Genomic DNA, 20,886 nt, shown 5'->3' with positions numbered 1-20,886 from the left:
CGGCATACATCCGTTTGAGCCGGTTGTTCTCGTCCTCCAGCTCCTTCAGCCGTCGGACGTCCGCAGCCTCCATGCCACCGTACTTCGACTTCCACTGGTAGTAGGTCGCCTCAGAGACCCCGATCTCCCGACAGACGTCCTTCACCTTCCGGCCGCCTTCGACCTGCTTCAGCGTCTGAACAATCTGACTCTCCGTAAACCGACTCTTGCGCATCTCGGCCTCCTTTGGCTCTAGTGTGCCCGGAGACCTCCAGTTTTCAATGGACCGAATTTACGGGAAGGCGACATGGGCGGCGTTGCCGTCCTTGACGTCGCGGCTGGTGGTGGACCACTGGAAGTTGGAGTTGAATTTGATGCCGTAGGGCGGATCGAGATAGATGCACTGCACCTTGCCGCGCAGGCCTTCACGCTCGGCCAGGCTGGCCATCACCTGCAACGAATCGCCGAGGATCATGCGGTTGGTCCAGTGGGCGTCGTGCTGGTAGAACTCGGTGATCTCCGCGTCGTTGTCCAGGCCGTTGAAATCGGCGAAGAGGTCGGCTTGATCGTCGCTGGCCTGTTGATCGGCCTCGCTGCGCAGGCGCAGGTCGTCGATCAATACCTTGGGGTGCACCTTCTCCTGGATGTAGAGCGGCGGGGCATGCACCACCAGGTCGGACCAATCCTGCTGATCCTTGCCTCGCCAGACCAGTTGTGGATCCAGGTCGCGGTTGCGGCTTTCCTTCTCTTCGCCCAGCTCACCGTTTCCGCGCGGGTAGCTGACGCTGACGGGATCCTGTTCGTCCTTCTTCATCACCGACTGGTACTCGGCGGTGGGGATGTTGCTGCGCGTCGCCTCGTCGTGGGTGAGAGACTCGATGGACTTGGGGCTCTTAGGTTGTGTCTTTCTTGCCATGGTAAATCCCTTACGCTGACGGCTCGGCGGCCACGCGGCTGATCATCTGGTTGAACTCCGCTTCTACCTTGCTGGCGAAGTCGTCCTGCATCTGGAACACATCGGTGAACTCGGCGAAGGCCCAGCGGCCGTAGCTGCCCAGGTGGTTCACCCCCGGCACCCAGTAGGTGTCCATGGTTGCCTTCTTCTCCTTGGCATCCTCGCCGCGGTAGCCCTTGATCTCGACGATCAGATTCAACGGGTTGTCCTCGCCGTGGCCATCATCGACCTGAACGATGAAATCCGGGCGGTAGATGCGGGTTTCCGAGGCGTAGCGGTAGGGCACATCCAGTCCGAGGTTGTGGTTCTTAACGTAGGCCAGGACCCTGGGGTGGGCCTCGGCGACGCGACAGAACTCGGCTTCCCAGTCACTGTCGAGCACCACCCAGTTGAGCTGGCAGCGGCGGCTGTCGGTCTCGTAGCGATCAATCTTGGATGTGTTGAAGTTGACGTTCGCCGTGGATCCGGTGGGGTTGTAGGGGTCGAGCACGGCCTTGATGGGCCGATTGCCCTGCTCGGCGCGGGTAATGGCCGCTGTGATGCGGTCGCAGGCGACGTCGGCCAAGGCCTGGTACATCAACAGGCCGGGGTAGGTGTCGCCTTTGCAGACCAGGCAGGTGTCCAGCCACTCCCGGCTGATGCGCTTGAGCTGGCCGAACAGGTGCAGTTTCGGTTCCTCGCCGGGGTCACGCCATTTGGTGACAAGCAGGCGTTGGGTGAGGTGGAACAGCAGCGAGGAGCGACGCATGTCGCGGATATGCTCGAGACTGAGATCGACCGCCTCACCGATTATGCCGGAGTTCTTGGTGATGGAGGGACCGACGTTGGCTGGGGTGAGCTCGAACACCGAGTCATCATTGAAGTGCGCGCTGAGTCGCTCCTCGGGGAGCTCCACACGGTAGCCAGCCACGCGGGGGAAGGTGATCTCCAGCGCCTCGCGTTCCGGCAGCACAGCCTTGACATGCACGGTGTCCCGCGGCGGTTGCGGTGGGGCGATTACCGGCTTGGCGGTGAAGTCGAATGGGATGCCAAGCACGTCGGCGTATTCAACGTCGAACAGGCCCTCTTCATTCAGTTCATAGGACTGGCGACGCAGGGCACGGCCTATGACCTGCTCGCAGAGCAACTGGGTACCGAAGGCGCGCACGCCCAGCACGTGGGTGACGGTGCTGGCATCCCAGCCCTCGGTGAGCATGGAGACTGAAACGACGCAGCGGATGGATTCGCCGAGCTGGCCTTCTTTGCCGACGGTGTTCATGACCTCACGCAGCAGGGTCGCGTCGTCGATTTCCTTGCCGGCGCGCAGGTCGTTGGCCAGGGCCCCGCCCCGCTCCAGTGCCTCGCGCTTGAAGCGCTCGATCTCGTCGGCGGCAAGCGTGCGGAAATTCGCATCCAGTACCTCGCCGGATTCCAGCTGCTCGCTGTCGATCAGCAGGGTGTTGGGGCGGGGGAGTGGGTTTTCGTGCTCGTCGAAATTGCGGAACAGTTCAAGGCGGCCGTTCTCGACGTTGGAGGTGCCGTCCTCGTGCTCGCGGATGAAGCCGGAGATTATAGTCGTAAACCAGTTTTGAGGTGGCGGTATTGTTACAGACCACGATGAAACAGGGGGGCACCTTCATGCCGGCCTTCTGCCAGAGCTGCCAGGTCTTCTCGTAGTGGCCGTAGAGGGCCTGCAGCGCGGTCTGCAGCTCCACCGGGATGCTGAGGGGATCGAGCTCCTTGCTCTGTCCACGACCTTTCTTGGGCATCTTCTTGCCGATATGTTTCCACAGCTCGCGGAACATGGGCATTTCGTTGCCGGGGATGTTCTCAGCCACGGGGACGCGGGGCAGCTTGACGATGCCGCATTCGATGGCGTCCATCAGCGAGAAGTCGCTCATGGTCCAGGGGAAGAGGGTGCCTTCCACATAGCCGGAGCCGCTAAGGAAGAAGGGCGTGGCGGAGAGATCGTACACGCGCGCAACGCCCAGCTTGCGATTGACGGCCTCCACGCCGCTGATCCAGAGACGAGCGGCTTCCTTGTTTTTCTCGGCTTCTTTCTTCTCGTCGCCCTTGAGGGTTTCCTCGTCTGCGCCGCCGGGTTTCTCGCGGTAGCAGTGGTGGGCTTCGTCGTTGATGACGAGGATGTTTTTCAGGCCCATCAGCTCGGGCATGACCCGTTGCAGCATCTGGCCCTCGGTTTCCGTCGTATTGAGGTCATCACCGCCCCGGCCCTGCAGCAGTAGACGGCCACCCTTGGAGAGCTCCAGGCGTTCGCGTCGTTTGAAGGCGTGGTAGTTCGTGATGACGATCTTGGCCTTGCCCAGGTCATCCATCATGTCGCTCGGGACCAACTCGCGGCTTTTGTAATAGCTGTTCGGGTCATTGGGCATCAGCACGCGGAGACGATCGCGAATGGTGATGCCGGGAGCGACCAGCAGAAAGCCCCGGGTGAACTTCTTGCTGTTGGGCCTGCGGACAGCATTGATGGTCTGCCAGGCGATTAGCATGGCCATGACGGTGGTCTTGCCGGCGCCTGTGGCGAGCTTGAGCGCCAGGCGCATCAGCTCCGGGTTGGCCTCGTTGTTGGCGTTGGCCAGGTGCTCCAGGAAGCGTGCGCCGTTCTTGCCGATCTGCGGGGCGACCTCGGTCAACCAGATGGCGGTCTCCACGGCCTCTACCTGGCAGAAGAAGGGACGGATGCCCGAGAAGTCATGGTGTCGCCAGTGCTGAAGCAGCCTTGCGGTTTCCGGGGTTACTCGCCAGTCGTTGGGGTTGGGAAGGCGGCGCCATTTATCCACTTCCTCACGCACGGCATTGATGACGGCCGTGTGATCGTACTGCTGTTCGTCGTTGGAGAGCCCCAGGCCTTCGTCGAACGCCATGGTGGCTTGCTTGCCGCCATGCTTGCGCTTCTTCGGTTGGGGAATCGGGGTGATGAACTCCGCCCGGCGACGCTTCTCGAGGATTTTTTGGGTGGGCTGGCCCTGATTATCCAGCTCCCAGTGGCGACCGGGGTACTGATAGGGAGAGTTAAGTATGGGTCGCTCGAAGAATGGTTCCATGTTCCCCGCCTTGCTACCTGCGCCGTTGATGACGATCTGCTTCCTACGAGAATGGGGAGTCCATTCTCTGTGTTGATGCAGTGCCATTCTGTTTTCAAGGAGCGTAACAGAGGGATATCGGGCTGTCGCTGAAGGTACTAATCCGACTTTGTCCGGGTCATTTGGCCGACAACGTGGCGACCAGGCACCGATGTCGTCGCCAGGGCTGTAGCGGAGTCGCTGGCCATGCGCTCGGTGCGGCTCAAGGTGGATGACGTTCGCGTGGAGCATCGCCGCCTCACCGTCGACGAGGTCATGATCCGGTGCCGTTATATCCTGGGCTTTGGTGACATGCGTGGCGATAACGGCGGTGCCGTCGCGCGCGCAGGTTTAGGTACGGGCCGCTTTAATTCACCGTTTCGCCCCTTCGTTTTGGCCAGCACGTCGGTGGGACAGGAGGGGCTGGATTTTCACTCCTGGTGCCATTCCGTCGTCCACTGGAACCTGCCATCGAACCCGGTCGACATGGAGCAGCATTAGGGGAGTGTCCACCGCTACAAAGGGCATGGCCCGGAGACCCACATCGCACGCAATCGCGGCACGGTGCGCGCGATGCCAGAGGCTCCGGAACGCGATCAGGTCCGCGCCGATGAACGGCAGAAGGCCCAGTTGCGTTCGATTGTGGAGCATCCGTTCCATGTGCTGAAGAACCTGTTCGGGTATCGCAAGGTGCGCTACCGGGGCCTCAAGAAGAACACCGCGCAGCTGCACAGCCTGTTCGCTCTGGCGAACCTGTACCGTGCGCGAAGATGGGGGCTGCTGCCGCAGGGGTAGTGTGTCCGCAGGACCGGAAGTCGCCCTGGAACCGGCAAAAACGGCGGTTACAGGCGCCCAGGCCGGCCGTCATGGCCCCAGTGCCCTTCCAAAAATGCTTCGGCGGGGCACGGAGCCGGGTGCAGGCATATTAATCAGTGTTGTCCTAGAATCGGCTTGTGGACTATCGGCTGGTGGGGAAGCGTCATAATCAGCGGCTCCGTAGTGGGGTGCGAGCCACACTCCAAATTTTGTGGTTGCGCAGTTGGGCAGAATGTCCGCCAGTGGTTTGAGATGGTCCACATAGTTGTTGACTTGATCGTTGGATTCAGCACAGGGGATGTGTCGTGCGAGTAGTACGCAAGATTGAGGGCAAGTACGAAGTTCAAGAAGATTTCGGAGAAGGGCAATCGACCGATGAAGCCTTGCTCGCGGTAATGGAGTGCTATCCGGACTACGAAGCGGACGTAATTACCGATCCGTTCGATGCTGACGGCAAGGCGATCCGGCTTCTATCGCCAACAGATGTAGATTCAGAGTTGGCCTCGCCGCAGCAGGAGCTCGGGGGGCGGAGAGTATTGGGCCAACAGGCGTCGCCGATCACGGATGGTGGAGGTAGAGATAAGTCGGAACCCTTAGACGAATCGCTATGTTCTAAACGATTTGATAGCGACAAATACGTTCCGCCAGAGGAGGAAGGATACGCACATCTGGAGGAGGGTAACTCGAGAGGGCTCCGGAAAACAAAGGGAGTTGAAACGAACGTGGAGGAACCGAGTAAGAAGGCGACCGACGATAGTCTTTTCCTGTTTATTTTTGTTAGGGGGACGCTGATCTTCGGATTTCTCTACATTGGAGGTTGGATGCCAATTTCGGGGGAAGATCTACAGACAACACAGTTATCATTGGGATTGTCTTCGATTGAGGGTTTTATGTGGAACCTTTTCAATTCCAACGCCATTCTATGGAGCGGAAAGGGGTTTGCTTTTCACCTTGATGGCTCGTTTTACGGACTGAATTACTATGATCGGTTCTTTGATTCGCTCTTGCTGTCGTGGGTCGCATTTATCGCGTCATTTGCTGCGCTTGTAAAGCGGTGATTCGAAGTTGAAGAAGCCGATAAAAAGCATGGATGGGGTCCATGAGGTCTACCTTCAGATTTTCGCAGGTCGGTGAGGATGTAGTAGTGCTTTAGACTTAAGGTGGCGCTGGCCGTAAAACTGGATTAACTAAATTCGCAACATGGTAGATAGAGGAACCTTCGATATGAAATTCAATAAAATCAAGAGGATTTGCTTTGAGTAACAAAAAAATAGCATATGTATCCGTGCACCTTGACGATGATGTTCCAGATTATATGTCAGGAGTTATTCGTTGTGGATCCGTGATATCAGAAGATGAATACGGAAGCGAGTTGAAGGATCATCAAGAGCTTATCGATAACGCTGAGTTCCGTTCTGAAGGCGAGCTTATTGAGTATATTGCATCAAAGATTGGGGTGAGCAAAGATATCGTAGGAATTAAGGCGTAACAATCACTAAAACTTGGACACTGGAATAGGTGGAGTTACCGGCGGTTACGCATGGCCGTTATCTGGTATTGAGAGATAATGTTCCGTGCCAATTGGCGAATCGCCGGTGTCTTCTTTGTATTTTTACAAGCCGGCGGGGCGGACTGAACTATTCCGGTGGCGCCACGGGTGCAGCAATCGAAGCATAGCTAAACCAGTTTAGTGGCACATGGTGTCAAGGATAGCGCCTGTGCCATTGTGCGTAGAGGGGACATGGAACGGCTTATCAAGGGAGGATCTTTATGGGACGCTTACTAAAGAAGGGCGCAGTGGGTCTGGGCCTACTGGCATTGGCCGCTGCAGCATGGATTGGCGCAGACCTCCTGGTGAAAGTGAAGTTTCAAGACAACCTTCAAGATCTCCTGGACCGATTCGAAGCACATGCCGAAGCGATTGACGAGTTCGACATCATCCGACTCGATTACGACAGGGATGGTGGGACCGTGGACTATCGCTTTCGTTATCGCCCGGACCCTGAAGATGCCTTGTACGAGTCGTTTGCCGAGTTGCTAGGACCGGCGAGTCCAAGAGTGAGTGTTAACGGTCAAATGGAGGTTGAGGATTACGGACTGGTCTCTTGGGTTGTTGGCCGACCGATCCGCGCAACGGGAACCCTTCCTTGGGCTGAATCGGTCGCCTCGAGCCTGCCAGGGCTCGAATACGATTACTGGACGAGCTTTGAAATTGGCCACGGCTCGGATGGAGATACGTTCATTCAGCTGAAAGGTGTCGGCTATGACGGCGATCTGCTGATGGCTGGACAGGAACGGATCGGCGAAGTGTATTGGGCCGAATGGAAAGCTTCTTTTTGGCTGGATTCCAAGGGAGTGATACATGATCTGAACGGAGAGCTCCCAAGGGCTTGGGTAAGTGTGCCCGGCGACGTGGACCTGCAGGTTGCTGGGCTGCGTCTACGCGGAGATGAGATAGTGATCGAAGGTTCGCGTTTGTTCGCGAGTGACTCCGAACTGGCCCTGGAGCGGATCCAAGCGCAGCTCTACGGTGACAATTTCGAGCTGAATGGCTTCCGTCTCGCCCACGTGACACGCGAAATGGACCGCCGCGCCCTCATTAACCTCGCACTGGCACTCGGTGAAACCCGCGTGGGTGAGTCGTTCGGTCTGCAGGAGCTGACAGCCGAATTGCACTTGAATATTGACGCGGGGTCTTTGCGTGACCTGATCGAAATGGAGCGTGAGGTTGCAGCCCTTGAACACAGCATCAGCATGACCATCGACGCTATCCCGCTGGGTGCCGAGGCGTTGCAAGAGCTCGAGGTCCCGGGCCAGGTATCCCAGGAGATGGACATCCCGACCCCGGATGGCGATACCCGCACGATCGAATTCATCAACTTCCAGTCGGAGAACGTGGTCCCGCTGCTCAATGAAGACGGTGTGCGCGAGAACCGGCAGCTGGGCCCGAGTTTCGACTTCCGCCTAATGGACCGCACCGGCCATGGCCTGTACTACCGCAACTACCAGCGCCCGGCCCTGCAGGAAGGTGCGATGTACTTCCTGAGCGGCGTCCGCGAGAGCCCGGCCGACGAGTTTCATTACCTGTTCCTGCCGGCCGACGCCGATGACTCGCTGGAGCGCTTCCGCACCTATCTCGCCATGCTGCACAACCCCGACGTGCGCAACGAAATCGCGCGCCAGGTTGCCCGTGACGACGATACGGTCGAAGGGTCGCAGAACCAGGCGATTGCACAAACCTCTGCGGAGCTGATGGGCCTGTTTGCCCAGGGTGGCTACCCGGCAGTGCACAACGAAATCGAACGCCGCGTGCCGGCAGAGCGCATCGAGGAAGTCCGCGACCTGATGATCCGCATCCTCCACGCCGGCCTTCAGGGGCTTTACATGGAGGTCCTGCAGGACGAAGGCGTGGTCTCGATCCAGGAAGAGGAACAGCGCTTCCTGGAGGATACGATCTCGGCAATCAACGCGATCAGCCTGTACCAGTCGCCGTTCTTCTTCCACCTGAAGGACTTCGAAGGGCCTGACACATTGTACCAGCGCTGGTTGATGGAGACGGTGACCCATGGTGTGGGCCTAAATCTCCGCGAACTTCGTGTGATCGACGTCGACGGAAACGAGATGGATGCCAGCCTAAATCTAGAGACCGGGGAGATTCCGCAGTCGGCTTGGGAGCGCTCTTTTCCGTTCAGCTATCCTTTCGGCGATCTGAACGCATTTGTGGACCAGGGGCTAATTCGTAGCGTCGTGCGCGCAGACATGGCCCTGCGTGAACCAAGTCGCCCCGCAGCGCACACTGACCGCGAGGCCGAGGAGGTGGTGGCTACGTTGATGCAGGGTGTGCGCGACTTCCCGTTGGTGACCGTTAAAGAAGACCGGGTTTTCCTGGATTTTATGCTTGACGAAGGAGCGATTGTGGCTGGGGGTGAACCAACAATGCCTATCCTTGACCTGATGACCTTGTTGTCAGACTTTGACGACATGGTCCAGCCCCTTGTCGGGCCGGCTAGGTGACTGCATCCGTATGCAGGCAAATCGAACCCTTACGTAGGGGCCTTGGATCACCACGTAGAGCAAAGAATCTCACGCTATCTTTCGAAGCCGCCCTGTCTGCCAACCTTGTTCCATGGAACCCCTGTATGGCCTAACGTAGATTTCAGGGCCACGACAGCAGGCGCAGACTGATGCGGAAGACACCTAGTGAGTTACCCGACTATCAAGTCGACTCGGACTCGAAGCGGGAGCGGCGACCAAATAAGCCCGTGTTTCCCTATCGATAAACTGAACCATATCGCTTACTTGTAATATAGCGTTTTGGGTCTAAGGTAAGACCAGGAGGATTTTTTTGATATCGAAAGGCTACTTTATCGCGCCGATGTTTCTCCTCGCAGCACCCAGCGTCTGGGCTGACCAAACGGACTTCAGTCCGTTTTCCGACTTGGAGTGGGAGAGCACCTTTGAAGACGTTGTTAGGGTGGTGTGCAATCATCCTGATTTTCAAACTGTCGAGAAATATACTATCGGTAGGCATATCGACGTAGTAAAAAGTGGTGATATGGAAGAGTTTTGTAGCCTGATCGACGATTATCAGTCGTTTGGATTTCATTTGCCAGATCCCCGTAATAACGTAGGTTTCAGTATCCCCCAGGGAGCCCGTAAAGTTGAAGGAAAGGCCTTCCTGGTGTCGAGATCGCAGCCCGTAGAGTTATCGCCAGTCTATCTTAATGACGTTGAATATACGGTATCCATCAGTTTTGAGCGTTCCTATGAAATGATGGCGTATTGGTATTACGAGGAAGGGTTATCGCGGGCTGTCTGTGAATCTGAGTTGTGCGTATTTCCTTCGGTAGTTGGAGGAGTAAGCCTAGATCCCATTGACTACAAGGAATACATTACGCGGCGCGATGGAATAGTAAAAGTGTTTGAGGACACCTACGCGGGAACCCCTGGTTACTTGAAGAATCCAGATAACTACCAAATATATGGCATTGGTGGTTCGCGTTTGTCATTTAAAACATATAATGGAGAGATAGAATACAAATCAGATACACAATTTGGTCGAGATCAGTTACAGGGTGGCTATCACTACGTTAAGTACCGAAATTACTTAGATCGGCTTGACGAGCCGGACCCTGTCGGAGCGGATAGCTCTTCGGGTCTTTGACCTAACTCAATGACAAAACACCGGTATGTTTTTGAATGTGCTTCATGAGCATTGGCCTGGGTTCGGTAGAGGAACAGACCTTCTGTACCTGTTGCGTGCGCGAATTGCCCGGCCACGTGCTAGGACTATTAGTGGCGAATAATAAAAAATGAAAAAATGTTTGTCTCTTCTTTGTTCTTTATTCTTTTGTTAATTGCCGATGTTTTCACTGGTCGGGCATTAAATAAAACATTTCACGTGAAAAACATATTGCTGCAGCTAACCCTGCCGGTTTTATGTTTTTTTTGATGGTTTTTTTGGTGCTACTTAGATGGAAGGTATTCTCCGGCCCTCTGGCGCGTAGAGCTCCCAAAGGATTTCACCGCGCTCCTCATCGGGAATATGCTTGGTCACGTATTGCGTGACGCGGTCAGATTCATTTATTGTCTCAAACCATCTGTTTGAAAGACCGCAGGTCTTTTCTGGTGCGCAAGTCTTTTTGCCTGCATTAATCCAAGAGCTTCTAACAACTTTCTTAAAGTCGAAGTTATTTCTTTTTTTGTTGTTAAGAATTCTGTATGTCGGGTCTTCCGATAATAAATGAATATGAGGAACCCCGGATTTGTGGTATTCCAATACAAACAGCATCCGAACTGCGTTCTTTGATTTATGGAAGGTTTCAATATTTATTGATTTATAGAATTGTCTACATGCCTCTTCAGCATCAAGAGTATTGGCTTTCTCATGCATCGTTAAGGTAATAAAATAACAGTATTGGCCGCCTTCTATGTAATTAATAATCTCGTTTCTGATATTAATTAATGTTCTCCTTTTAAAGTTTTATATTTTTTAGAGAATAGCCAAGCCAAGGAAAGCACATGTGTGATTTCTCTGTCTGGTGTTTTTAGGCGATCGGTTAAATATTCCTCGTCAAGTGGCCTCTAGCCTTAAGTGAGGGTTGTAGAATAGTTAATTTGTCGCCGTTGTTTTGTGCCTATTTAGTTGTTATTCGTTTTGGAGCGAAGCGGAAACCGCTTTCTCTATTTCTTCTATGCTTAGTGAAAGTGTTTTGTACCGGCATATATCCTGCGCGATATCTTCAAGGTCTGAAGGAGTGAGCTCGTACTCGGCTAAGTCGCGTAAATAGCGTGTTAGATATTGGGTTTCGAGTTCGTTCTTCATAGTCACCTCGTATTTATAATCGTTTTTGTTCTGCCCATTCTAGAATTTCTCCGAATCGGTATCTGACGGATGATCCAAATTTGTAAACGGGAAGTTCTCTTTTGCTCGTCAGTGTTTCAACGGTTCTGACAGAGAGGCCCAAACATCTGGCAACCACTCCTTTGTCTACAAAATCCCGGTCGGAAATTTCATTTAAATCAATTAGTCTTGCCATCGTTTTATCTCCTTTACGCTTATTTATGCGGGAGACCGTTGGCGGGTCGCAGAGGTAATTAGAAAAGCGATGATTCGTTGGCGAGAACTATCCAAGGAGGAGCGAGTGAGAGTGGTGAAAGGAATCGACGCAGGGGTAGGCGCGGGGTATTGGACTGTTGCGGAAGCGTGTGCCGAATTCGGCGTCGACCGCTCGACCTACTATCGGTGGCGGGAGCGTGTCGCGAGATACGAATCGGGTGATGCGAGGGCGTTGGACGCTCGGTCGAGTCGGCCTCGGCGACACGGCAGGCGGAAACGCGATGATGTGCGAGGAGAGGTGGTTCGTCTGGCGAAGACGGGGGAATTCGGTTCGCCTACGGCGATTGCTCGGTACTTGAGGGAGCAGGGAACCTCGATGCATCCTGGCACGGCGATTCGGATCCTGGAGGTCGAAGGGTTATACGGATACGTAAGCAAGGTCGATCGGGCGGGAAACCGGAGGAAAGTGCGAGGCTTGTTGTAGGCTCAGTTCGGCTTGTGAATCGCTTCAGGCTGGCAGCGAAATAGCGTCGGTTCCCCCCTGGATTCCCCCTAATCGGCCGCTTGCTTCTTAAAGTATTGATATATAGACTTCTATCAGAGGTTGCAAGAGGGAACAGGGGATTGAAAATCCCCGTGTCGGCGGTTCGATTCCGTCCCCGGCCACCATTATTTCCCCCTTGTGGCACCATCTTTCCCATGAGCGTTCGCCATATCCTGCGCATGGGACACCCCGACCTGCGTCGCACCTGCGACCCGGTACCCGAATCCGATTTTGACAGCCCCCGGCTGCACGCCCTGGTGGACGACCTCGTCGACACCATGCACGCCAACGAAGGGCTCGGCCTGGCCGCCGCCCAGCTCGGTGTGCCTCAACGCGTTGCCGTGATCGAGATCGAGCCCGGTAACAGCCGCTACCCCGATGCCGTGCCCTCCGGCCGCCTGGTCCTCGTCAACCCGGCCGTGACCGTGCTCGACCCGACGCCGCAGCGCTACTGGGAAGGTTGCCTCTCCGTACCCGGCCTGCGTGGCGAAGTCGCGCGACCGCGGCACATTGCCGTGGACTACCGCGAGCCGGACGGAACGCCGCGCCACCTGGAGCCCGAAGGCTTTCTCGCCACCGTCTTCCAGCACGAGATCGACCACCTCGACGGCAAGCTCTACATCGACCGCGTCACCGACCCCACGCGCCTCGCCTTCCTCGACGAATACCGCGAATTCCACGCCGAAGCGTAGGCTTCACGCCCGGTGGAGGCACGGCCAGGTGTTGCGCCCTGCCTCCGCCCCCAGCGCGTCCAGCAGCGGGTGGGCAGCCAGGCCGAGCAGGCCATCGGTCAGGGGATTCTCGTCGCCGCAGCGCACGGCCAGCTGCAGATGCGTACCGCGCCCGCTCGGCGTCAGCCGGTAGCAGCCCTCGCAGGACAATCCGGCCAGCGCGCGCCAGCCGAGAAGACGCGGCGGGACGGCGACCAGCACCTACACGTCCAAGATCAGCGGCGCCCCGGCCACCCGCACACGCTAGCGGTAGCGATCGGGCCCGACGCGCGTGATGGACTCGATGGCCTCGCTGTAGGCGGCGAACGCCTCCATTCGGGCCATCAGATCGAACACCGCCTCCGGAGCGGCGTCGATCTCCATCTCGTGGTGGATCACCGACATCGGCCACCGCTCCAGGTTGCAGGGTCACCGCCGGGCGGTCCCGGCGGCGCAGCCCCCGATCAGTCGTGCACGATGATGCGGGAGCCCGCGGCGTCGATATCCACGCGGGAGCTGGAGTAGGCACAGGCCTTCGCGATGTCCTCCAGTCCCGGCATGTCATTAAGCTCCGCCAGACGATGCAGCAGGCTGCCGCCCTCGCAGTCACGCGGCATGCCGTTCTCGTCCAGCGTGCAGCCAAACTCGCCGCCATTCACCGACCAGTCCATGCCGGCCGGCATCTTCAGCACCACCGGTTCCTCGTGCATCACCTGAAACTTCGCCCGCAAGGCGTTCTTGCCGTCCTGCCAGTCGAGGACCGGCATGTTGTCTACGCTGCGCATGGTGTGCCTCCTTCGCGATTACGCGAGGTTGCGTCGGATTCCGTCGCGCCGTTCTCCGTCCATGTCCTTTGACGCTAGACCCCGTTCCCGAGGCGGTCAAAGGTGACCCCGGAAGCGATGGGGAAGGGGCTATGCCGTATTTCATCAACGGCATGGTGGATTGCTTCGCGGAGGGACAGCGCAGCCTAAAAGGCAAGGTCTGACCCCCCCTTGGTTCTCCCCTCATCGAAGGCAGCACTTCTTCGCTTTGACGCCGCTTCCGCACGAGCACGGCTTATTCCGTTCAGAGCCTTTAGCTCGCCGCCGCGGTTCCGTCCTTCGCTGGCCTTGGCCTCCTTCAGGAAATTCCGACACCTTGCCTTCAAAGCGGGCCCTACTGGCTAGCAGTCCATTGCCTATATAAGACTGCTTCAGCTCTTCAGCATGCCTCCGAGATGCGTCGTCCCACTCTGCAGCGTCCAAGACAATGAAGTCCTGCCCCTCCGCGAAGAACTCTGGAGTAAGAGATTGATCCAATCTTCTAGTCTGCGCCCCAAGTCCGATCACACATTTGAGCCCTGGATTATCCAGCTTTGTGATCATGCAGTAGTCCTCTAGCATGCTTCGGCGAACCTGCCGGTATTCTCCGTAGTCCCGCCCGTCCATGTAGGGAAGCATGAAGAACAGGTAGCCAACCGCGCAATCGGAGGGATCCAAGACTAGTCGAGTGCCGCGCTGGCCTGGGAGCGCCTTGTCATAAAAGCTCAGAAAGCTTTCTGAAAGAAACCTGCGTTCGAAGCGACTCGTTGCTGCTAAAAGCCTGAGGGCGGGCTCGGCCTCATGCGGATACTGCCATGTTCGATGCTCGGCGGTACCGCCCAAGATATGGAACGCGAAGCTCTCGATGAGGTCATCCCAGAAATAGCTAACCCTGTCAGCCTGCTTCTTAAGGAGAAAGCTTCTGCTCTGGTAGAGATTCTCGATCCCGCCCTTATCAATATGCTTCTGGCCCGCTGTCAACTCTTCGGCAGTCGCAATCGACCGTCGCTGCTCGGCCTCGTCGAAGCTCTCGTAGTACATCTGCACGATGTCCGACTCAGACTCGATCCGCAACGGTTGCGGCCAAGTTAATATAACTTCCCTTTCGCGCAGATAGGACACAAAGTCCTTAGCGGTATCGAACTCCTTCAACACTAGCTCAACAGTCTTCTCATTGAAAACATGAACAAACTCAACCTCGGCAACGTTTCCGACAACGAACGGCTCGCATTCCTCCGGTGTCCAGATTCTGCTCCTGGATATCGAGTTATCAAAGCCGAAGGACGGTTCCCTGCGTGCCGCGAGAAGCTCCTCCTCGATACCATGACAGACAACAATGCTGTGAAACTGTACTTGATCCAAGCGTGGTAATGTTATCGGCACTCGCTCGATGCATTTCTCATCGAGGAATACTCTATCTGGGTAGCTCTGGAGCCAGCGCCGGGCACCATGAACCTGCTTGGCAGATGCTGCGATCGCTTTCCTGGCCCACCTAGACCACGCAACCCTCACATCCTTGCCGGATGGGAACGAAATTCTCTTGTCGCTAAACAGAAGGATGTCATCGCCAAAGATAATCACGAGGTCGCAGATCTCTTTCCCGTCACCACCTCGGGTGGCGTGGCCCTGATCGCGGAACAGGTTTGGCCAACTCCAGAACCTCAGGAAAGAGCGACGCGCTAGCGACTGGAGAAATACTTCATCTGCGGTATATCCAACCAACCACGACCTCCCAAAAACATACTCTCGTCGTGGGCCGCTCGCCCAGTACTCTGAGGAACCCGGAGGTTAACGCCCAGGTAAGCGGCGCTCAGCTCGGAGCGGCTGCTCGCGCAACAATGGCGAAGCCATGCGCGAGCAGCTGCGGAGTGGAGAGCGTCCGAAGGAGGAGCATAGCGACGAATGGCTTGACCGCCTTGTTAGGGCTTTTTGCTGATTCAGCAAGCAAGCGCCCTTCGTACTAGAGACACCGGGTTTGCGGCTGGAGTATTCCAAGCAGCGATACTTGGATGCGTGGCAACCACAACCGAAATGCCATCTTTGTTCTTGAAGGCCCGACTTTTCCATTTGCGTTTGTTTCGTTCTTCGAAGATCCCGATGGGTTCCGAAGCCTCAATTTTCTCTCGTACCCAGTTTCCTGCCGTATGACCAAAGCACAAGACTGTTTTGATGTTCAATTCTCGCATCACGTGGGCATGAAAAGGCCAACATTCTTCGGCCAAATCAACAAACTCGTTTTTCAGTTCCTGTTCCCTCGCGGTGCGAACGAAGACGACATTGCTGGCAGGTACGTTTCTTGGCAGAAGATTGAGTTCACCTAGCAGGTGGAGGACGCGAGGCTGTAACCCGTGAGTTCCAGCGGGCTTTCCTAACCACTTCTCGTCTTGATACTCAGACCATTCTTTCGGCTTTTCCTGAAGCACCCTTTCTGTATGCCACTGAATCGTTTCATTGCTCTGCAACTCGGGTGATCCACCCGGATTTAAGCCCAGAAGATAGAGCTGTCGGTTACCGGTGAAAGCCGAACGGCCGGAGTAAAAAACAGACCCCGACCGGCTCATGACCGACGTAGGAATGAAATTGGCAAGTTGCTCGATCATATTTGGCCCTAACAGTAGATTAGACCGAATCTGTCATATTGGTGATATACAGATTCTGCATATCATCCCGGCGTTCTCCTCTCGGTGGCACACCGCCAAAGGGAAACCATGCTTTTATCATGGTCGTGGGCGTCGCGTCGAGGGGCACGGCGCCCCGCGCGCTGGGACCAACGATTTTCGGCGCTTGGTCAAAGGCCTACACCGGCCCACCGGTCCAACATAGATGAGACGCAGGGGCCGACGTTAGAGGCTTGCAGGTGTACTGAGCCGGGTCGAGACGAGGAGATTGGCGGCACGAGCGTGACAGAGCGCGGTGTCATAAAGAACCGGTATGTCACCGTTATCCCGGTGTGGCGTGACGGGAGGAGCGACCACGCGTGGGCCGAGAATCGGAGGTCCTGCGGCAGCTGTGGCGGCGTTCCCTGGTACGATCCGACCAGGCGAAATGGAGAGCCGTGTTGGAAACGCTCATAGAAGCGAATCAGGCGGTGGTGGTCTGCGGCATCCTGGAGGACGCGCATGGGCGGGTCTTTCTGGCGCGTCGCGGGCCCGATCAGGCGCTGGCGGGGTATTGGGAATTTCCCGGTGGCAAGGCGGAACCGGGAGAAAGCCTGGGGGCGGCCTTGTGCCGCGAATTTCGTGAAGAGCTTGCGATGGAGCTTCGGGTGGGGGAAGAGATCGGGCGCACGCCGATTCCGGGTAATGGGGGCCTTGAGTTGGTGGCGCTGCGAGCCTGGACGGAAGACGAGAGCCCGGTGCTGACCGTGCACGATCGGTGGTGCTGGGTGTCGCCATTGGAGGCTCAAGGGCTCGAGCTTGCGCCTGCGGACATCCCATTGCTCGAAGCCCATATTGCTGCGCGTTCCGAATGAGCCGAGATAGCGCCGGCAAATCTTTATCCGGAGTCGAATGGGTCGGCCTGCATGAACGGCTGGATACGCCGCGGGTACGGCAAGCGCTCGAGGCCCTGGGTCTGGAGGACCACGCGCGCTGGAGCCAGGGCCTGGAGGGCGACGACCTTGGGATGGCCCTGGCGGCCGAACTGGCCCAACGGCTGGCGGAGCGAGCCGGAGAGCTACGCGAAAAGGGGCATGAGGACTGGGTGTGCGCCGTGCAGGGGCTGGCGGATGCGCTGGCGGCAGCGGGGCATCCGCTATCCGGGATCGAGGAAGACCTTCCGCAGCCGCCGTTTCGGCAGTTGCTGGAGGTGCGTTCCCCGTCGGCTGATCAGGTTGGGCAGCAGGAGACGCCACGGCCGGATGTTCCGCTGGCTCTGTCCAGCCTGCTGACTGGGTCCGATCGCACACCGAGTCTGGTGACGCAGATCGAGAAAGAGCTGGCCAGTGCGGAGCGGGCCGATTGGTTGGTGTCGTTCATCAAGTGGAGTGGTATTCGCGCCCTGCGCGAGACGCTGAAGCGCTTTACCGAAACCCCGACCGCTGATGGCGCGCCCAGGCTGCGGATCGCGACGACCTCGTACCTCGGGGCCACCGATCTCAAAGCGATCGAGTTTCTGCTAAGCCTGCCGAACACGGAGATTCGGGTCTCCTACGACACGCATCGCACGCGCCTGCACGCCAAGGCCTACCTGTTCCACCGCAACACCGGCTTCGGTAGCGCCTACATCGGCTCGGCAAATGTCTCGCGGGTGGCGATGGATGAGGGGCTGGAATGGACGGCCAAGGTCAGCGAGTACGAGCTGCCGCACATGTGGCGCCAGATCGAAGCCTCGTTCGAGGCGCATTGGGCAGACCCGGCGGAGTTCGAACCGCTCACCACGGATGACCTACCCCGCCTGCAACAGGCACTGGAGTCGGAATCCAGCTCGGGGCCCAGGGCGCAGAAAGACGCCACCGCGTTCTTCGACCTGCGGCCGTATGCCTTCCAGCAGGAGATCCTGGAGGACATCCAGCGCGAGCGCCGTTCGGGGATCGACCGCCATCTGGTGATCGCCGCCACCGGGACCGGCAAGACCATGATTGCCGCTTTCGACTATCGGCGCTTTGCACGTGACCAGGCGGATAAGGGGCGTCCGTCGTTGCTGTTCATCGCCCACCGCGAGGAGATCCTGCGTCAGGCGATGGCGAGCTTCCGGCAGGTACTACAGGACCACGAGTTTGGTGACTTGCTGGTGGGCGGGGCGCGCCCGAGTCAGGACCGCCATCTGTTCTGTACGGTGGCGAGCTGGAATGCCCGGGACCTCGACCGGCTGGCCCCGGAGCATTTCGATTACGTGGTGCTGGATGAGGCGCACCACAGTAGCGCCGGCAGCTACCAGCGCATCCTCGACCATGTGCGGCCCAAGTGCCTGCTGGGCCTGACGGCGACGCCGGAGCGCACGGATGCCGACGACATCCGCAAACACTTCGGCCACCGCTACACCCACGAGATCCGCCTGCCGGATGCGATCGAGCGTCGGCTTCTGGTGCCGTTCCATTACTTCGGCGTGGCCGACCACGAATCCGTGGACCTGAGCCGGGTGAGCTGGCAGCGCGGGGGCTATGACGCCCAAGAACTGGAAGGGGTGTTCACCGGCAACCGGGCGCGCGCCGATTGGGTCCTGCAGCAGGCCCAGGAACACGCCACCGATCTCGGCTCGGTCCGAGGATTGGGCTTTTGCATCAGTCGCGCCCATGCCCGGTTCATGGCCGAGCATTTCTCGGCCAAGCAGGTGCCCAGCGCGGTGCTGACCGGCGAGAGCTCGGACCACGAGCGGCAGTCGGTACAGCGCGACCTGCGCGAGGGGCGCATCCGCTTCATCTTTACCGTGGACCTCTACAACGAGGGCGTGGACCTGCCGGAGGTGGACACCGTTTTGCTGCTGCGCCCGACCGAGAGCCTGACCGTCTACCTGCAGCAGATTGGCCGCGGCCTGCGTTTGCACGAGGGCAAGCCGCACCTGACCGTGCTGGATTTCGTCGCACCGCAGGATCGGCGTTTTCGTTACGCCGATCGGTTCCGGGCCTTGAGTGCGCGGCCGGAGAAGCGGGTGGATCACCAGATCCAGGAGGGCTTCCCCTGGCTGCCCAGCGGCTGCCTGATCCACCTCGACCGCCTGGCCACCCAGCGGGTCCTCGACAACATCCGTGCACAGATCAACCGCCAGCGCCCGCAGATCGTGCGCGAGCTGAAGGCCTGTTTCCAGGAGGACATCGACTCCGCGAGCCTGCCCAAGATGCTCGACTGCCTGCATATGGATGATGCCGAAGACCTGCTGCGCAAGGACCTACCCTCCCGGCTGCGGGCGGACTGCGGAGGCGAGTCGACCGAAGCGCTGGAACCCTATGCCAGCAGCCTCAAACGCGGGCTGCAGCGCCTGGCGCGGTGTGACGATCGGCAGTTGCTGGAAACCCTGCAGACCCATCTGGCGCAGCCGGCGGCGAACGTGGAGCAGCTTGCCGAAGAGGATCAGCTCCGACTGGCCCTCGTCCACAGCACGCTATGGGGCAAGACACGGCCGGGGGATGGGGACCTCTCGGCCGTGGACGGTTTCGTCCGCGAACAGCGCCCCCTTTACCATGACCTCCAGGAAGTCGCTGCCTGGCGACGCGAGCGCATCGTCCCCGCCAGCGGCATCACCTTCCTAGAGCAGACGGGTCCGTTGGAACTGCACGCGTCCTACACCCGCGAGCAGATCCTGCTGGCCCTGGGACTCGGCAGCCTGGAAAAGCCCATCACCCAGCAGGAGGGCGTCCGGCACGTACCGGAACGGCGAGTGGATGCGCTGTTCGTCACCCTGGAAAAATCCGAGCAGGAGTTCTCCCCCACCACCATGTACGAGGACTACGCGCTTAACGAGCGGCGGTTCCACTGGCAGTCGCAGTCCGGCACCTCACCCACCTCGCAGACCGGGCAGCGCTACATCCATCACGAAGAGCTCGGTTACACCCCCATGCTGTTCATACGCCCGGCCAAGCGCGACGCCACCGGCCTGAGCCAGCCATTCACCTTCTGCGGACCGGTTCGCTACCAGCGTCACGAAGGCAGCAAGCCGATGAGCATCGTCTGGGAGCTGGATTACGAACTGCCCGCCCGGCTTCTGCACCTCGCCCGCCGCACGGTCCTGTAAAGGAAGAAGAGGTGTCCAGGCTTGCTTGCGGGCTACCCGCCTGGAGATTTTCTCTCAGGCGGGTAGCGCGGCCTGCAACTCCCGCAAGGCGGGCAGATATCCCGGCAGCCGGGAGTAGAGTTGCTCGGCCAGCTTCTCGTCGTAGGTGTGCGAGGCGCGGTTCCGGTCATCCAGCATGGCGAGCCAGATGGCCTCATCCGATACCCAGCTCTGGCTCAGAGCCAATCGCAGGCAGGATCGCGGCGACGCGCACTCCAGCCCTTCGGGCACCGCGGCTGCCTTTACGGATTTCCACGCCAGTTCGAAGGTGAATTCGAAACGCTGGATGCTGGCATCCCGGGCCAGGTCGCTGGTGGGTGCCTGCAGGGCTTCTTCAAGCCGGCCGAGGGCCTTGCCGAAACTTTCGCGGACGGTGGTCAAAGCGGGATTCCCTCGCTTTCGATTTCCTTGCGCAACTCGTCGCTGACCTCGGTCATGTCAACCAGGTCGAAGGTGTAGAGGGTGCGCAGGTCCTCGATGTGCCCGCGGAGTCGGCCCCACTCGCTGATGGAAACCTCTCTGGCCGGGAGTACGGCGAGGTCGATATCCGAGTTCCACCGTGCGGTGCCGCGCGGCCAGGAGCCGAACCAGAACACCTGTGCATCCTGGCCGAACTCTTCGCGCACGAGTTCCGCGGCCACATGCGCGAGGTGGTTCACGCGTTCGCGGGGCGGGAGTGCCTCTGCCGTGTTTCCGGTGCTGGCGTGGGGGGTCGATGCCATGGTTCGGACCGCGTTGGGGTATGGCTCG

Annotated in this window: 17 protein-coding genes and 4 pseudogenes; 10 read left to right on the top strand and 11 right to left on the bottom strand. The window is 58.3% G+C overall.

Annotated features, from left to right (window positions below; genetic code table 11):
• From F618_RS0111335 to F618_RS16630, 3 genes and pseudogenes are all read right to left on the bottom strand, one after another.
• Positions 1 to 214, bottom strand: a 214-nt coding sequence (locus F618_RS0111335; RefSeq protein WP_019568607.1) for a transposase, incomplete at its 3' end; no start/stop codon positions are given.
• Between the two features lie 57 nt (positions 215 to 271).
• Positions 272 to 895 carry a hypothetical protein gene (locus F618_RS0111330; RefSeq protein WP_019568606.1) on the bottom strand — a complete coding sequence of 208 codons (624 nt, stop codon included), beginning with the start codon at positions 893 to 895 and terminating at the stop codon, positions 272 to 274.
• A 10-nt stretch (positions 896 to 905) separates the two neighbouring features.
• A pseudogene (locus tag F618_RS16630) lies at positions 906 to 3,978 on the bottom strand (BPTD_3080 family restriction endonuclease).
• 225 nt (positions 3,979 to 4,203) lie between these two features.
• On the opposite strand from F618_RS16630, the gene F618_RS15990 reads away from it, so the two are divergent.
• The 6 genes and pseudogenes from F618_RS15990 (at position 4,204) to F618_RS15970 (ending at position 9,976) form a co-directional block, all read left to right on the top strand.
• Entirely contained in the window at positions 4,204 to 4,497 is a 294-nt protein-coding gene (locus F618_RS15990) for a hypothetical protein (protein WP_019568605.1), read from the top strand.
• A gap of 21 nt (positions 4,498 to 4,518) precedes the next feature.
• Positions 4,519 to 4,791, top strand: a pseudogene (locus F618_RS16625) (transposase); the annotation flags it as partial.
• Between the two features lie 326 nt (positions 4,792 to 5,117).
• Entirely contained in the window at positions 5,118 to 5,870 is a 753-nt protein-coding gene (locus F618_RS0111310) for a hypothetical protein (RefSeq protein WP_019568603.1), read from the top strand.
• Between the two features lie 197 nt (positions 5,871 to 6,067).
• Positions 6,068 to 6,301: a hypothetical protein gene (locus F618_RS15980; RefSeq protein ID WP_155998010.1), complete on the top strand. Its 234-nt coding sequence runs from the start codon at positions 6,068 to 6,070 to the stop codon at positions 6,299 to 6,301.
• Positions 6,302 to 6,582: 281 nt separating this feature from the next.
• A pseudogene (locus tag F618_RS16620) lies at positions 6,583 to 8,331 on the top strand (cytochrome c biogenesis protein ResB); the annotation flags it as partial.
• Between the two features lie 826 nt (positions 8,332 to 9,157).
• Positions 9,158 to 9,976, top strand: coding sequence for a hypothetical protein (locus F618_RS15970; RefSeq protein WP_155998008.1), 819 nt, complete (start codon positions 9,158 to 9,160; stop codon positions 9,974 to 9,976).
• Between the two features lie 306 nt (positions 9,977 to 10,282).
• Here F618_RS15970 and F618_RS15965 read toward each other — a convergent pair whose 3' ends face one another.
• Both F618_RS15965 and F618_RS16615 read right to left on the bottom strand, forming a co-directional pair.
• Positions 10,283 to 10,705, bottom strand: coding sequence for a hypothetical protein (locus F618_RS15965; RefSeq protein ID WP_155998006.1), 423 nt, complete (start codon positions 10,703 to 10,705; stop codon positions 10,283 to 10,285).
• A gap of 445 nt (positions 10,706 to 11,150) precedes the next feature.
• Complete coding sequence (locus F618_RS16615) at positions 11,151 to 11,351, bottom strand: helix-turn-helix domain-containing protein (protein WP_038071563.1); 201 nt, start codon at positions 11,349 to 11,351, stop codon at positions 11,151 to 11,153.
• A gap of 69 nt (positions 11,352 to 11,420) precedes the next feature.
• Between F618_RS16615 and F618_RS16610 the strand changes: the two genes are divergently transcribed.
• Both F618_RS16610 and def read left to right on the top strand, forming a co-directional pair.
• Positions 11,421 to 11,855: a helix-turn-helix domain-containing protein gene (locus tag F618_RS16610; protein ID WP_081620888.1), complete on the top strand. Its 435-nt coding sequence runs from the start codon at positions 11,421 to 11,423 to the stop codon at positions 11,853 to 11,855.
• A 215-nt stretch (positions 11,856 to 12,070) separates the two neighbouring features.
• Positions 12,071 to 12,607, top strand: coding sequence for a peptide deformylase (gene def / locus F618_RS0111290; RefSeq protein ID WP_019568601.1), 537 nt, complete (start codon positions 12,071 to 12,073; stop codon positions 12,605 to 12,607).
• A 3-nt stretch (positions 12,608 to 12,610) separates the two neighbouring features.
• Here def and F618_RS14865 read toward each other — a convergent pair.
• From F618_RS14865 to F618_RS15960, 4 genes and pseudogenes are all read right to left on the bottom strand, one after another.
• Positions 12,611 to 13,030, bottom strand: a pseudogene (locus F618_RS14865) (SRPBCC family protein).
• Positions 13,031 to 13,089: 59 nt separating this feature from the next.
• The gene (locus tag F618_RS0111280) at positions 13,090 to 13,410 is read right to left on the bottom strand and encodes a hypothetical protein (RefSeq protein WP_019568598.1); all 321 of its coding nucleotides are present in this window, start codon (positions 13,408 to 13,410) and stop codon (positions 13,090 to 13,092) included.
• Between the two features lie 222 nt (positions 13,411 to 13,632).
• Positions 13,633 to 15,150, bottom strand: coding sequence for an SEC-C metal-binding domain-containing protein (locus tag F618_RS0111275; RefSeq protein WP_038071560.1), 1,518 nt, complete (start codon positions 15,148 to 15,150; stop codon positions 13,633 to 13,635).
• Between the two features lie 215 nt (positions 15,151 to 15,365).
• The gene (locus tag F618_RS15960) at positions 15,366 to 16,028 is read right to left on the bottom strand and encodes a hypothetical protein (protein ID WP_155998004.1); all 663 of its coding nucleotides are present in this window, start codon (positions 16,026 to 16,028) and stop codon (positions 15,366 to 15,368) included.
• A 458-nt stretch (positions 16,029 to 16,486) separates the two neighbouring features.
• Between F618_RS15960 and F618_RS0111265 the strand changes: the two genes are divergently transcribed.
• A complete protein-coding gene (locus F618_RS0111265; protein WP_019568595.1) occupies positions 16,487 to 16,900 on the top strand; it encodes a (deoxy)nucleoside triphosphate pyrophosphohydrolase in 414 nt (137 codons plus the stop codon).
• Positions 16,897 to 20,097, top strand: a complete 3,201-nt coding sequence (locus F618_RS0111260; protein ID WP_019568594.1) for a DEAD/DEAH box helicase — start codon at positions 16,897 to 16,899, stop codon at positions 20,095 to 20,097. Before F618_RS0111265 ends, F618_RS0111260 begins: the two co-directional genes overlap by 4 nt.
• Before the next feature lie 54 nt (positions 20,098 to 20,151).
• On the opposite strand, the gene F618_RS0111255 is transcribed toward F618_RS0111260, so the two are convergent.
• Together F618_RS0111255 and F618_RS0111250 are read right to left on the bottom strand one after the other, a co-directional pair.
• Entirely contained in the window at positions 20,152 to 20,517 is a 366-nt protein-coding gene (locus F618_RS0111255) for an HI0074 family nucleotidyltransferase substrate-binding subunit (protein ID WP_019563029.1), read from the bottom strand.
• Positions 20,514 to 20,858, bottom strand: coding sequence for a nucleotidyltransferase family protein (locus F618_RS0111250; protein ID WP_026330466.1), 345 nt, complete (start codon positions 20,856 to 20,858; stop codon positions 20,514 to 20,516). Before F618_RS0111250 ends, F618_RS0111255 begins: the two co-directional genes overlap by 4 nt.
• Positions 20,859 to 20,886 lie beyond the last annotated feature (28 nt).

Origin of the sequence: Thioalkalivibrio sp. ALMg13-2, assembly GCF_000381185.1 — a bacterium.
Classification (GTDB): domain Bacteria; phylum Pseudomonadota; class Gammaproteobacteria; order Ectothiorhodospirales; family Ectothiorhodospiraceae; genus Thioalkalivibrio; species Thioalkalivibrio versutus.
Note: the sequence above shows the minus strand (reverse complement) of the source record. Positions and strands in the feature narration are given on the sequence as shown.

What these genes read in the sequence shown, in the direction of transcription:
- F618_RS0111330 (WP_019568606.1), bottom strand. Translation starts at nt 895, where the DNA reads ATGGCAAGAAAGACACAACCTAAGAGCCCCAAGTCCATCGAGTCTCTC.
- F618_RS15990 (WP_019568605.1), top strand. Translation starts at nt 4,204, where the DNA reads ATGCGCTCGGTGCGGCTCAAGGTGGATGACGTTCGCGTGGAGCATCGC.
- F618_RS15965 (WP_155998006.1), bottom strand. Translation starts at nt 10,705, where the DNA reads ATGCATGAGAAAGCCAATACTCTTGATGCTGAAGAGGCATGTAGACAA.
- F618_RS16615 (WP_038071563.1), bottom strand. Translation starts at nt 11,351, where the DNA reads ATGGCAAGACTAATTGATTTAAATGAAATTTCCGACCGGGATTTTGTA.
- F618_RS16610 (WP_081620888.1), top strand. Translation starts at nt 11,421, where the DNA reads ATGATTCGTTGGCGAGAACTATCCAAGGAGGAGCGAGTGAGAGTGGTG.
- def (WP_019568601.1), top strand. Translation starts at nt 12,071, where the DNA reads ATGAGCGTTCGCCATATCCTGCGCATGGGACACCCCGACCTGCGTCGC.
- F618_RS0111280 (WP_019568598.1), bottom strand. Translation starts at nt 13,410, where the DNA reads ATGCGCAGCGTAGACAACATGCCGGTCCTCGACTGGCAGGACGGCAAG.
- F618_RS15960 (WP_155998004.1), bottom strand. Translation starts at nt 16,028, where the DNA reads ATGATCGAGCAACTTGCCAATTTCATTCCTACGTCGGTCATGAGCCGG.
- F618_RS0111260 (WP_019568594.1), top strand. Translation starts at nt 16,897, where the DNA reads ATGAGCCGAGATAGCGCCGGCAAATCTTTATCCGGAGTCGAATGGGTC.
- F618_RS0111250 (WP_026330466.1), bottom strand. Translation starts at nt 20,858, where the DNA reads ATGGCATCGACCCCCCACGCCAGCACCGGAAACACGGCAGAGGCACTC.